We start from the raw sequence: 12,733 nt of genomic DNA, 5'->3' as shown, positions 1-12,733 counted from the left end.
CGGCCCTCTCGAACGGAGCTAGCGCATTGGTTCGGTTCGAAAATGTCGGTCTGCGCTACGGGCTCGGCCCGGAGATTTTGCGCGACCTCTCGTTCATGATCCCGGCGCACTCGTTCCAGTTCCTCACCGGGCCGTCGGGCGCGGGCAAGACCTCGCTGCTGCGGCTGTTGTTCCTGTCGTTGCGGCCGACCCGCGGGCTGGTCAATCTGTTCGGCAAGGACGTCTCGCTGCTGAGCAAGGATCAGGTCGCCGACCTGCGCAAGCGGATCGGCATCGTGCTGCAGGATTTTCGCCTGCTCGATCACATGACCACCTATGAGAACGTCGCGCTGCCGTTCCGCGTGATGGGCCGCGAGGAATCGAGCTATCGTCGCGAGGTGATCGATCTCTTGAAATGGGTCGGCCTCGGCGAGCGCATGGATGCGCTGCCGCCGATCCTGTCGGGCGGCGAGAAGCAGCGCGCCGCGATCGCGCGCGCGGTGATCTCGCGGCCGCAACTGCTGTTGGCGGACGAGCCGACCGGCAGCGTCGATCCGACGCTCGGGCGCCGCCTGCTGCGGCTGTTCATCGAGCTCAACAAATCCGGCACCGCGGTCATCATCGCGACCCACGACATCACGCTGATGGATCAATACGAGGCGCGGCGGCTGGTGCTGCATCAGGGACGGCTGCACATCTATGAATAGGAGCGGCGACGAGAAAGTGTCGTTGGTCGATCTCGGGCGCGAACGCCCGCAGGTCCCGGCCACCGCGCGCAACATGTCGCCGATCGTGCCGCGCGCCTCGATCTCGGGTCGTGCACTGGTCGCGGTTGTCGCGATCATGACCTTCCTCGCCTCGCTGACGACGGGCACCGTGTTGCTGGTCAGCGCCTCGGCCGCCGAATGGCAGTCGGAAGTGTCGAGCGAGATCACCATCCAGGTGCGCCCCTCGCCCGGCCGCGATCTCGATCGCGACGCGCAGGCCGCGGTGGAGGCGATGCGGGCGCAGCCCGGCATTCTCGAGGTCCGTCCGTTCAGCAAGGAGGAATCCGCCAAGCTGCTGGAGCCGTGGCTCGGCAGCGGGCTCTCGATCGACGAACTGCCGGTGCCGCGCGTCATCGTGGCGCGGGTGCAGCCTGGCACCACGCTCGATCTCGCCGGCTTACGCGCGCGGGTGACCCAGGCGGCGCCGACCGCAAGCGTCGACGATCACCGCGCCTGGATCGAGCGCATGCGCTCGATGACCGGCGCCACGACGTTCGCCGGCGTCGGCATCCTCATCCTCGTGATCATCGCAACCATCATCTCGGTGTCGTTCGCGACCCGCGGCGCGATGGCCGCCAACCGCCCGATCGTCGAGGTGCTGCATTTCGTCGGCGCCGGCGACAGCTTCATCGCCAACCGCTTCCTGCGCCATTTCCTTCGGCTCGGCCTCGAAGGCGGGCTGATCGGTGGCGGTGCGGCGATGCTGGCGTTCGGCTTCTCCGAGTCGATCGCCAACTGGTTCTCCGGCACGCCGGTGGGCGACCAGTTCGCGGCCCTGCTCGGCACGTTCTCGCTGCGCCCGTCCGGCTATCTGGTGCTGGCGATGCAGGCGGTGCTGATCGCGGCGATCACCGCGTGGGCATCGCGGCGCACCCTGTTTGCCACGCTCGACGACATCGACTGACGGCGCTGCGAAACTCGAAATCATGGCGCCGCCTTGTGATTGCATTTCGTCGCCCAAGTGTGAATTCGCGCGCATGCACGCGGCCCTGGTCCCGGGGAAAACCGGTTTCCACTTTTCCGGATCATGCTTTAAAATCACCCGGGGGGAAGGATAACCGCATCACATGAGTTTGCAGTCCGACGATACGTCGCCGAATGGCTTTGCCGCGCGCCCGCGCGGCTGGCTGCGCGCCGTCATCGTCGCGCCGCTGGCGCTTGCCTTCGTCGCCGCTGCGGTCGGCTTTGTCGGCTTCCTCTCGCAATTGCGCGGCGTCGAGACCGATCCGCCGCAAAATGCCGACGGCATCGTGGTGCTGACCGGCGGCTCGTCGCGGGTGTCCGACGCCATGGAACTGTTGGCCGCCGGCTACGGCAAGCGTTTGCTGATCTCGGGCGTACATCCGACCAACGACGCCAGCGACATTTCCCGCTCGGTGCCGGACAGCAAGGGGCTGATGAGCTGTTGCGTCGATCTCGACCGCTCGGCGCTCAACACCCGCAGCAACGCGGCGGAGACGCGGCGCTGGGCGCGCGAGCGCGGCTTCAAGTCGCTGATCGTGGTGACCTCGAACTACCACATGCCGCGGGCGATCGTGGAACTGTCACATGCGATGCCCGACGTGACGCTGATCCCGTTCGCCGTGGTCGGCGACAAATGGCGCGACGAGCCGTGGTGGACGAGTGGCGCGACGTTCCGTCTCTTGCTATCGGAATACGCCAAATATGTCGCCGCGGAGATGCGGGTGCGGCTGGCCGATCTCGGCCTCGACCTGACCTCCGATCTCGCCGAGCCGGCTGCCGCGCCACGCCGCCCGGCGACGGCGCAGGCGAATTGATGTATCAGGCACCGTCATTCCGGAATGGTGCGCCAGCACCATATCCGGAATCTCGAGATTCCGGGTTCGCTTCGCGCCCCGGAATGACTGATGATTTCACAGAGGATAGTCGTTGAGCATGACTTCGATCTTCCTGCGCTCGCTGATCTTCAACGTGCTGTTCTATCTCGTGCTGGTGGTGCTCTGCATCATCGCGCTGCCGGCGCTGCTGTTGCCGCGGGGGGCGTTGATGGCGCTCGAAGTCGCGTGGGCCAACACCAGCCTGTTCCTGATGCGCGTGATCTGCAACATCAGGATCGAGTTTCGCGGGATCGAGAAGATTCCGAGCGGGCCGCTGGTCGTCGCCTCGAAGCACCAGTCGTTCTGGGAGACGTTTGCGCTGGTGCGCTTCTTCGAGCATCCGCTGTTCATCCTGAAGCGCGAGTTGATGATGATCCCGGTGTTCGGCTGGTACCTCAAGAAGGTCGGCATGATCTCGGTCGAGCGCGGCGGCGGCCCGCGCTCGCTGATCAAGACGCTGAAGCGCGCCGCGGCCGAGGTGAAGCTCGGCCGGCAGCTTGTGATCTTCCCGGAAGGCACCCGTACCGCACCAGGGGCGCCGCCGAACTACAAGGCCGGCGTCGCGCAGATCTATGCCGAGAGCGGCGTGCCGTGCCTGCCGATCGCGCTCAATTCCGGGCTGTTCTGGCCGCGCCGCACCTTCATGCGCTATCCGGGGACGCTGGTGGTCGAAATCCTCGATCCGCTGCCGCCGGGATTGCCGCGCGACGAATTCATGGCCCGCCTGCGCGACCAGATCGAAACCGCCACCACCCGCATCGTCGAGGCCGGCCGCGCCGAGCAGGCGAAATTGTTCGGCGGTGTGCCGAACGCGGCGAAAGGGTAGGCGCAGCACAAGCCCTGGTGCGGTTGCTGCCGGGAATTTCGTGCCCGCGTTTCGTCGGTCCCTTCAGAAATCGTCATGCCCGGCTTGTCCCGGGCATCCACGTTTTTGGTTCGGCCTGAAGCAAGACGGTGGATGGCCGGGCACAGGCAAGCCGAAGCGATGCCGTCCTTCGGGCGGCTGCCCGGCTCATGACGATGCGGAGAGTTACCGTATCGCGAAAGGCGTCGCCATCACTGACCGGCCGCCGCGTCGGTGTTGAAGGTCTCGCCTTGCGGCACCCAACTCTTGCCGTCGAACGTTGCGATCTGCATCTGCGTGAACGGCGCATAGCGGTCCGGCCGCGTCGAGATAGCGATGCCGGGCAGCAGCAGCGGCGCGACCACCTTGTTGAGGTTGGTTGCCTGCTTCAGCAAATTCTCGCGCGTCAGATCATCGCCGCACATCTCGATGACCTTCACCGTCATATAGGCCGAGATGTAGCCGGTGACGTTGCTGCCGTCGGCGATGTCGCCTTGCGGATACCACTTCGCCAGGAAATCCTTGAACTCCTTCACGTCGGCCGCGTTCTCCCAGGTGGGATCGGTCGGGGTCTTGAACGCCAGCGCGGTCAACAATCCCTTTGAAGCTTCGATGCCGGCCGGCTCCATGACGCCCTTGATCGATGAGGAGACGCTGACCACGTAGTTCAGCGGTTTCCATCCGAGCTCGTAGACCTTGCGTATCGCCTGCGCGCCGAACTTGGGCGTCGCCATCGTGAACAGCGTGTCGGCGCCGGAGGCTTTCAGGGAGACGATCTGCGAATCGACCGTCGGATCGGAAACCTCGTAGGTCACTTCCTTCACGATCATCGTCTTCGCCTTGTCGCCGAGGCCATCCTTCAGCCCCTTGACGTAATCCTTTCCGGCATCATCGTTCTGGGAGAACACGCCGAGCTTCGCGTCGGGCTTGTTCTTCAACAGATATTTGGCGAAGATCATGCCCTCCATCTGGTAGGGCGGATAAAGCTGGGTGGTCCACGGGAAGTTCTTCGGGTCGTCCCATTTTGCCGCGCCCGTCGAAATGAAGATCTGCGGGACCTTCTTCTGGTTCAGATACTTCTGGATCGCTGAATTGGTCGGCGTGCCGATGGTGCCGATGATCGCCAGCACCTCGTCCTGTTCGACGAGGCGTCGCGTCTGCTCCACGGTCTTCGGCGGCGAATAGGCGTCGTCGAGTGAAATCAGCTTGATCTTTCGGCCGTTCACGCCGCCCTTCGCGTTGATCATCGCGTAGTAGGCCTCTTCGAGACGCCCCTGGGTGCCGTAGGCGGACGCCGGGCCGCTATAGGGCATGGTCTGGCCGATCTTCACCTCGGTATCGGTGACGCCGGGGCCGTATTTCTTGTCGGCGAGGGCAGGTTGGGCGGCGGCGAGCATGAGCGCGCAGAACACCGCGCGCGAGTAACGAAACGTCATGGCGAATCTCCCCAAATATCGGCCACACTCTTCGGTGTGTGCCGCAGGCACTCATGATCGCTGCTCCGCGCTGCACGTCAAGTGCGGCCGCTTGGCGCGCGGGTGCCGTCGTACCTCTGTCCGTCGGGAGAGGTGAAGTAAGCGATGTCAGTGCGGAAAACTCACCGCATCACGAACGGGTTCGCCGGCACGTCCGTCGCGGTCGAGATCCAGACGCTCTTGGTCTCCTGATACTCGCGGACCGCGTCGATGCCGCTTTCGCGGCCGACGCCGGAGTGCTTCATGCCGCCAAACGGCATCATGTAGCTGATGGCCCGGTAGGTGTTCACCCACACGGTGCCGGCGCGCAGTTGCTTCGGCACGCGGATGGCGCGCGCGAGATCCTTGGTCCAGATACCGGCGGCAAGGCCGTAGATCGTGTCGTTGGCGATCCGGATGGCGTCCTCCTCGGTGTCGAAAGAGATGATCGACAGCACCGGTCCGAACACCTCCTCGCGCGCGATCCGCATGGTGTTGTCGACGTCGGTGAAGATGGTCGGTTCGACGAACTGGCCGCCCTTGATGCCGTCGCCGGTGGCCGGCTTGCCGCCGAGCAGGCAGCGCGCGCCCTCGGCTTTCGCGATGTCGATATAGTCGAGCACCTTCTTGTACTGCGCCGGCGTCGTGATCGGGCCGACATTGGTGTCTGACTGCATGGGATCGCCGATCTTGGCGGACTTTGCCAGCTCCAGCACCCGCGCGACGAACTTCTCCTTGATCGAGCTCTGCACCAGAAGGCGCGACCCGGCGATGCAGGTCTGCCCCGTGGCGGCGAAGATGCCGGAGATCGCGCCGGCCGCGGCGGCGGTGAGGTCGGCGTCCTCGAACACGATGTTGGGCGACTTGCCGCCGAGCTCGAGCGAGACGCGCTTCAGGCTCTTGGCCGCGGTCTCGTAGACCTTTGCGCCGGTCGTGTCCGATCCGGTGAAGGTGATCTTGGCGACGCCCGGATGGGCGATCAGCGCGGAGCCGGCCTCGGGACCGAAGCCGGTCACCACGTTGAAGATGCCGTCGGGAATTCCGGCCTCCTTGGTCAGCGCGGCGAATTCCAGCGTGCTGGCCGAGGTGAATTCCGACGGCTTGACGACCACGGCGCAACCGGCGGCGAGCGCGGCGGCGCATTTCCAGGCGACGAACAGCAGCGGCGAATTCCAGGCGGTCAGCGCCGCGACCACGCCGACCGGCTCATGGGTCGTGTAGGCAAAGGTCTCCGCCTTGTCGATCGGCACCAGGCCGCCCTCGAGCTTGTCGACGAGCCCGCCGAAATACCACCACCACTCCGGATGGTAGCGCAACTGGCCGAGCATCTCGGCCATCAGCTTGCCGTTGTCGCGCACCTCGATCTCGGCAAGGCGCTCGGCATTGGCCGCGACGAGGTCGCCGAGCTTGCGCATCACCTTGCCGCGCGCGGAGGCCGTCATCTTCGCCCAGGGGCCGCGCCACATCGCCTCATTGGCGGCCTTCACCGCCTTGTCGGCGTCGGCGGCGGTGCCGCGCGGAATCTTTGCCCAGGCCTCGCCGCGATAGGGATCGATGCTGTCGAACCATTCGCCATTGGCGGGGTCGACATACTGGCCGTTGATGTAAAGCTGATAGGTTTTCATGACATCCTCCCGCAAGGCGATGGTTCTGGTTGGCGGAACGCTATCACGCATTGCGCGACGCCGTCATAACGCAGTCGCGTGAGCCGGGTTGCAGCCGGGGCGAGCCGCTATCGGCCATGCGGCGCGGCAAGCTCGGCCGCGATGATCGCGCCGAGCGCCATGTCGCTCTGCTGTCCGAAGCCATGATGCACGATGTTGCCGTCGCGGCCGATCAGGATGCTGGTCGGCGTTCCCTGCATGCCGTAGCGCTGCATGGTGACCGGGATCGGCGTGCCTTCGCCGGCCTCGTCGACGCCGATCGGGAAGGTCAGCCGGTACTCGTGGATGAAGGCTTCCAGCGACACCTCCGTCATCGCCGCGTGGTGCTCGAATACGGTGTGCAGCCCGATCACCTGCAGGTCGGAATGCTTGAACAGCTCGAACGCGCGCTGGGTCTGCGGCGTGCCGTGCGCGACGCAGCCGGGGCACAGCATCTGGAACGCGTGCAGCAGGACCGGCCGGCCGCGCAGCCCAGCCAGGGTCAGCGACTCGCTGGTGTTGAACCAGCGCGACGCGGCGATATCAGGTGCGAGAGCCACAGATCGGTTCCTTGCGTCCGCTCACGCGCAAGGTTGGCAACATCGATACCGGTCTGTCAACGACCGGCGGCGCTTGATGCCGCTGCCCGGCGTGCGCGGCGCGCGGCGCGGCGGCGCTGGGTCCACAGCCTCGCGCGGTCGAGATAGAGATAGACCACCGGCGTCGTGTAGAGCGTCAGGATCTGGCTCAGGATCAACCCGCCGAAGATCGCGGTGCCAAGCGGCTGACGCAGCTCGCTGCCTTCGCCGAGACCGATCATCAGCGGCACCGCGCCGAACAAGGCGGCGAGGGTCGTCATCATGATCGGGCGGAACCGCATCAGGCAGGCTTCGTAGATCGCATCGCGCGACGACAGCCCGCGCTGGCGCTCGGCATCGAGCGCGAAGTCGATCATCATGATGGCGTTCTTCTTCACGATGCCGACCAAGAGGATCACCCCGATCATGCCGATGATGTCGAAATCGGTGTGCGACAGCATCAAGGCCGCCACCGCGCCGACGCCTGCCGAGGGCAAAGTGGAGAGGATGGTCAGCGGGTGGATGTAGCTCTCGTAGAGCATGCCGAGCGAGATGTAGATCGTCGCCAGCGCGGCGAGGATCAGGAACAGCTCGTTCGCCAGCGCCTGCTGGAAGATTTTCGCGGAGCCCGCAAACCCGCCGGAAATGCCCGCGGGCATGCCGAGCGCGTGCATCGCGTTCTCGATCGTGGTGGTGGCCGTGCTCAGCGAGACGCCCGGCGGCAGGTTGAACGAGATGGTGCTGGAGACCAGGAGATCCTGATGATTGACGGAGAGCGGCGTCTCGCCGTGCTCGAAGCGCGCGACGCTCGACAGCGGGATCATGGTCTCCGCGCTGGTGGAGACCGCGGTACCGGTCGAGGCGACGCCCTTGCCGGTGGCACCGATCGAATTGGTGGCCTGGTTGCGCACCACATTGGCGGCGACCGCGCTGACCGAGCTTTTTTGCGAGGACGAGGCCACCGTGCCAGCCACCGCATTGGTGCTCTGCGTGCCGCTCGCCGAGCCGCCCGAGGTCGAGATATAGACCTCCTTCAGGGTTTGCGGGTCCTGCGAGAAGCGCGGCGCGACCTCCATGATCACATGATACTGGTTGCGCGCGACGAAGATGGTCGAGACCTGGCGCTGCCCGAACGCGTCATAGAGCGTGTTGTCGAGCTGGCTGACCGTGATGCCGAGCCGGGAGGCGGCGTCGCGATCGATGATCAGATTGGCTTGCAGCGCCTTGTTCTGCTGGTCGCTGTTGACGTCGGCGAGCGTCGGCTCCTTCTGCAATGCCGCGACGAGCTTTGGCGTCCACTCGTTCAGCTCCTCGAAGGTCGAGCCCTTCAGCGTGTACTGGTAAGCCGCGTTGCCCGAGCGCCCGCCGGCGCCGAGGTCGCCGATCGATTGCAGGAACAGCGTGGCGCCCGCGACGCTTGCCAATGGCTCGCGCAGCCGCTCGATCACCTTGTCGGCGCGCAGCCGGCGCTCGTCCATCGGCTTCAGCGAGGCGAACACGGTGCCGGTGTTGGTGCCGCCGGGACCCACGCCGCCGCCGCCGGTGAAGCCGACCGCGGTGTCGACCGCCGGATCCGACTTCACGATGTCGATGAACTGGGTCAGCTTCTGCTGCATCAGCTGGAACGAGGTGCTCTGGTCGGCCTGGATCGAGCCGACCAGCAATCCGGTGTCCTGCTGCGGCACGAAGCCCTTGGGCACCACCTTGTAGAGATGGAAGTTCAAATAGAGCGTCGAGCCGAGGATCAGCATCACCAGGAGCGGATGGCGCAGCGCGAGGCCGAGCGTTGCGCGGTAGCCGTTCAGCATCAGCTCGAAGATGCGTTCGCTGATCCGGTAGACCCGGCCATGCGGACGGCCCTCCTCCTTGCGCAGCAGCACCGCGCACATCATCGGCGTCGTGGTCAGCGAGACCACCAGCGAGATCACGATCGCGATCGTGATGGTCATGGCGAATTCGCGGAACAGGCGGCCGACCAGCCCGCCCATCAGCAGGATCGGCACGAACACCGCGATCAGCGACACGCTCATCGACAGCACCGTGAAGCCGACCTCGCGGGTGCCGACCAGCGTGGCCTCGAGCCGCGACAGCCCGGCGTCCATGTGGCGGGTGATGTTCTCTAGCACCACGATGGCGTCGTCGACCACGAAGCCGGTCGCCACCGTCAGCGCCATCAGCGAGAAGATGTCGAGCGTGTAGCCGAGTAGATACATCACGGCGAAGGTCGCGATCAGCGACACGCCGACCGCCACCACCGGCACCAGCGTGGCCCGCGCATTGCGCAGGAAGGCGAACACCACCAGGATCACCAGGGCCACCGCGATCAACAGCGTGATCTCGACGTCGTGCAGCGAGGCCCGGATCGTCTTCGAGCGGTCCATCGCGAGGGTGATGTCGACCGCGGGCGAGACCGAGGCCTTCAGCTGCGGCATCAGCCCCTTCACGGTGTCGACCATCTTGATGATGTTGGCGCCCGGCTGCCGGTACACGATCATCACGACTGCCGGCTTGCCGTTGGAAAGGCCGAGCGTGCGCACATTCTCCACGGAATCGATCACGTCGCCGACATCGGTCAGGCGCACCGCCGCGCCGTTGCGGTAGGCGACGACCAGCGGCCTGTAGTCGGCCGCCTTGCGGGCCTGGTCGTTGGCGTAGATCTGGTAGCGCTGGTTGCCGACGTCGATGCCGCCCTTCGGGCTGTGCGCATTGGCGCTTGAGAGCGCGGCGCGGACGTCCTCGAGCCCGATGCCGTATTTGTACAGCGCCGGCGGGATCAGCTCGACGCGCACCGCGGGCAGCGAGCCGCCGCCGACCGAGACTTCGCCGACGCCCTCGACCTGCGACAGCTTCTGCGCCAGCACGGTGGAGGCGGCGTCATAGAGCTCGGCCGGCGTCAACGTGTCCGAGGTCAAGGTGTAGATCAGGATCGGCGCCGAGGCCGGGTTGAACTTGCGGTAGGTCGGATTGGCGCGCAGATTGGTCGGCAGGTCGGCGCGCGCCGCGTTGATCGCCGCCTGCACGTCGCGCGCGGCGCCGTTGATGTCGCGGTCGATGTCGAACTGCAGCGTGATGCGCGCGGAGCCGAGCGAGGACACCGACGTCATTTCGGTGACGCTGGCGATCTGGCCGAGATGGCGCTCGAGCGGGCTTGCCACCGTGGAGGCGACGTCGGCCGGGCTGGCGCCGGGCAGCGTCGCCTGCACCATGATGGTCGGGATGTCGACGTCGGGCAGCGGCGACACCGGCAGCTTGAAGAACGCAATGATGCCCGCCACCACGAGGCCAAGCGACAGCAGCGTGGTGCCGACCGGCCGTCGGACAAAGGGGGCGGAGAGGTTCATCGAATTTGCGAGCGCTGTTTGCGGATCAGCTTGTATCCGTCCGCGCCGCGATGCAAAAGCCTAAATGTCACAGGGCGCCGCCATACCGCCGCCGCGATTTGCCGGATGCACCGCGCCGCACACCGAAAAACGCGGATCTGGCAACAACCCGTTTACAAAGGCTGATCGATGATGGTGGCGAAGCGCAGTCGCAAGCACTGCGCAAAGGCCAAATGAAGAAGCTCAAGGCATTCCGCAAGTCGCCGGATAGTCCGCTCGGCGAGGTCGTTAAACGACGGCTGGCCAAGCGAACTAAGTAGAGCCTCGCGACGCAGCCTTACGCATCCCGGGCATCCTGCAGCGGGTGACGCGCCGCGTGGGCATCATGCAGCATCGTCGCGAGCTGGTGCAGCTGCGTGTCGCGAAAGCCCTGCTTCTCGATCGAGGCCACTGTCGAGAGCACATAGTCGCGGTTGTTGCCGGAGCGGCCGTGGCCCTGCAGCACCAGCCGCTGCTGCTCGGCGAGCGACAGCCGCCCGGCATATTGCACATGGCCGCGATCGACCACATAGGCCAGCGCGCTGACGCGCTCGCGCGCCGCATTCTCCAGCCACACCGAGCGCATCACCTCGCGATAGACGTTGGTGGTCTGCTCGCGTCCGCGCAAATAGGCGATGGTGTCGTGGCGCAGGCGGGCGGCGACGCGGAACGCGATGCCGCGGCAGGCGCCGCCGCGGTCGAGCCCGAGCACCAGGCCCGGCTTCTCCGGCGTGCCGCGGTGGTCGAACGAATAAACGCAGAGCGCGCGATGCTCGCCGATCAGCCGCGCCGGCACCTGTTCCAGGAACTCGAAGCCCGGCTTCCACATCAGTGAGCCATAGCCGAACACCCAGAGGTCGCCGTCGGTTTCGGAATGGGGAGGATTTGCTGACATCGCGCTGATGGGCTAGCAGAACGGGCAGTCGAAGCGAAGCGGATTCCGTGTTGTTTCCAAGGCTTGCTGAAGGCTCGCTCAGGGGTTGCTCGGGGCTTGTTCAAGGCTCGCGGCCGCTTAGATTTTGACAAATTCGCCCGCCAAAGGACCTGCATGTCGGATCAGACCTCCGCCTCCCGCCGCCGCTCGCGCTTCGGCCTTTATGCCATCCCCGTCGCGGTCCTGATCGCCGCGGTCGCGTGGAGCGCCTTCTGGTTCTTCGCCGCCTCGCAGGTCGGCGTGCAGGCCGATGCCTGGCGCGCGCAGGAGGCGAAGGCCGGCCGGGTCTATGATTGCGGGGACCGTTCGGTGGCGGGCTACCCGTTCCGGTTCGAGGTCCGCTGCACCGATCCGAGCGTGATGCTGGTCTCGCAGACCGCCGCGCCGCAGATGGCGTTCGTGGCGCGGCTCGCCGAGATCCTGGTCGTGGCGCAGGTCTACGATCCCAAGCTCGTGATCGCCGAATTCAAGGGCCCGGCCACGATCGCCGAGCGCGGCGCGCAGCCGACGCTGTCGGTGAGCTGGAGCAAGGCACGCAGCAGCGTGGTCGGCCTGCCGGCGCCGCCGCAGCGCGCCTCGCTGGTGTTCGACGATCTCGCCATCGACCGCACCGGCGGCGCGGCGCCGGCGCCGCTGGCGCGGGTCAATCACATCGAGCTGCACGGCAGGCAGGTCGACGGCTCGGCGCCGGACAGTCCGGCGATCGAGGCCGTGCTGCAGATTGCCGGCGGCACCTTGCAGGAGGTGCATCCGCTGCTCGCCCAGCCGTTCAACGCCGACATCCATGCGCGGCTCAATGGCCTGAAGGATTTCTCGCCGAAACCCTGGCCCGATCGCTTCCGCGAGATCCAGGCCGCCGGCGGCAGCGTCGAGATCCAGCAGTCGCGGATCGAGCAGGGCGATGTGCTGTCGGTCGCGGCCGGCACGCTGCGCCTCAACGCGCAAGGGCGCATCGAGGGCGAATTGCAGATGACGGTCGCCGGCCTCGAGCGCGTCATCCCCGCGCTCGGCATCGACAAGATGCTGGAGGAGGGCGTGCCGCAGGCAACGCTTGATCGCGTCGCGCCCGGCGTGAAGAGCCAGGACCTCAGCAATCTCTTTGGCGCGCTGGATCGCGCCATCCCCGGCCTCGGCAAGGTGATCAAGCAGAACGCCAATGCCGGCATTTCCGCCGGCGTCAATTCGCTCGGCACCGAGGCTACCCTCGAAGGCAAGAAGGCGCGCAGCTTCCCGCTGCGCTTCGCCGACGGCGCGGTGTTCTTGGGGCCGCTGAAAGTCGCGCAGATTCCGCCGCTGTTCTGAGCCGCGGCGGATTGCGCCGACGCGAGCTCGTCCAC

General features: G+C 66.0%; 11 protein-coding genes. 6 read left to right on the top strand and 5 right to left on the bottom strand.

Features of this window, described 5'->3' with window-relative positions; all coding sequences use genetic code 11:
* The first annotated feature begins 26 nt into the window (after nucleotides 1-26).
* From ftsE to ACVW1B_RS30615, 4 genes are all read left to right on the top strand, one after another.
* Nucleotides 27-686: a cell division ATP-binding protein FtsE gene (gene ftsE / locus ACVW1B_RS30630; protein WP_016845305.1), complete on the top strand. Its 660-nt coding sequence runs from the start codon at nucleotides 27-29 to the stop codon at nucleotides 684-686.
* Nucleotides 679-1,650 (top strand): cell division protein FtsX, encoded by a 972-nt coding sequence (locus tag ACVW1B_RS30625; RefSeq protein ID WP_253606651.1) that lies wholly within the window; start codon nucleotides 679-681, stop codon nucleotides 1,648-1,650. The genes ftsE and ACVW1B_RS30625 overlap by 8 nt, the downstream gene beginning before the upstream one ends.
* 163 nt (nucleotides 1,651-1,813) lie before the next feature.
* Nucleotides 1,814-2,524, top strand: a complete 711-nt coding sequence (locus ACVW1B_RS30620; RefSeq protein ID WP_092080555.1) for a YdcF family protein — start codon at nucleotides 1,814-1,816, stop codon at nucleotides 2,522-2,524.
* A gap of 118 nt (nucleotides 2,525-2,642) precedes the next feature.
* A complete protein-coding gene (locus ACVW1B_RS30615) occupies nucleotides 2,643-3,410 on the top strand; it encodes a lysophospholipid acyltransferase family protein (protein ID WP_253606653.1) in 768 nt (255 codons plus the stop codon).
* A gap of 230 nt (nucleotides 3,411-3,640) precedes the next feature.
* On the opposite strand, the gene ACVW1B_RS30610 is transcribed toward ACVW1B_RS30615, so the two are convergent.
* The 4 genes from ACVW1B_RS30610 to ACVW1B_RS30595 all read right to left on the bottom strand — a co-directional run bounded on the left by ACVW1B_RS30610 (nucleotide 3,641) and on the right by ACVW1B_RS30595 (nucleotide 10,444).
* Nucleotides 3,641-4,864 (bottom strand): ABC transporter substrate-binding protein, encoded by a 1,224-nt coding sequence (locus ACVW1B_RS30610; protein ID WP_253606655.1) that lies wholly within the window; start codon nucleotides 4,862-4,864, stop codon nucleotides 3,641-3,643.
* Between the two features lie 161 nt (nucleotides 4,865-5,025).
* The gene (locus ACVW1B_RS30605) at nucleotides 5,026-6,507 is read right to left on the bottom strand and encodes an aldehyde dehydrogenase (RefSeq protein WP_253606657.1); all 1,482 of its coding nucleotides are present in this window, start codon (nucleotides 6,505-6,507) and stop codon (nucleotides 5,026-5,028) included.
* Between the two features lie 107 nt (nucleotides 6,508-6,614).
* On the bottom strand, nucleotides 6,615-7,085 hold the full coding sequence (locus ACVW1B_RS30600; protein ID WP_253606658.1) for a peroxiredoxin family protein: 471 nt from the start codon (nucleotides 7,083-7,085) through the stop codon (nucleotides 6,615-6,617).
* Between the two features lie 56 nt (nucleotides 7,086-7,141).
* The gene (locus tag ACVW1B_RS30595) at nucleotides 7,142-10,444 is read right to left on the bottom strand and encodes an efflux RND transporter permease subunit (RefSeq protein WP_253606660.1); all 3,303 of its coding nucleotides are present in this window, start codon (nucleotides 10,442-10,444) and stop codon (nucleotides 7,142-7,144) included.
* A gap of 5 nt (nucleotides 10,445-10,449) precedes the next feature.
* Between ACVW1B_RS30595 and ACVW1B_RS30590 the strand changes: the two genes are divergently transcribed.
* Complete coding sequence (locus ACVW1B_RS30590; protein ID WP_253606662.1) at nucleotides 10,450-10,743, top strand: hypothetical protein; 294 nt, start codon at nucleotides 10,450-10,452, stop codon at nucleotides 10,741-10,743.
* Between the two features lie 17 nt (nucleotides 10,744-10,760).
* Here ACVW1B_RS30590 and ACVW1B_RS30585 read toward each other — a convergent pair whose 3' ends face one another.
* The gene (locus tag ACVW1B_RS30585; RefSeq protein WP_057017872.1) at nucleotides 10,761-11,357 is read right to left on the bottom strand and encodes a gamma-glutamylcyclotransferase; all 597 of its coding nucleotides are present in this window, start codon (nucleotides 11,355-11,357) and stop codon (nucleotides 10,761-10,763) included.
* Between the two features lie 153 nt (nucleotides 11,358-11,510).
* On the opposite strand from ACVW1B_RS30585, the gene ACVW1B_RS30580 reads away from it, so the two are divergent.
* On the top strand, nucleotides 11,511-12,698 hold the full coding sequence (locus tag ACVW1B_RS30580) for a DUF2125 domain-containing protein (RefSeq protein WP_253606664.1): 1,188 nt from the start codon (nucleotides 11,511-11,513) through the stop codon (nucleotides 12,696-12,698).
* The last annotated feature ends 35 nt before the right edge of the window (nucleotides 12,699-12,733 follow it).

The sequence above is a fragment of the Bradyrhizobium sp. USDA 4502 genome (genome assembly GCF_054063355.1).
The sequence above is the reverse complement of the archived record's forward strand: the minus strand, read 5'-3'. Positions and strand labels throughout refer to the sequence as shown.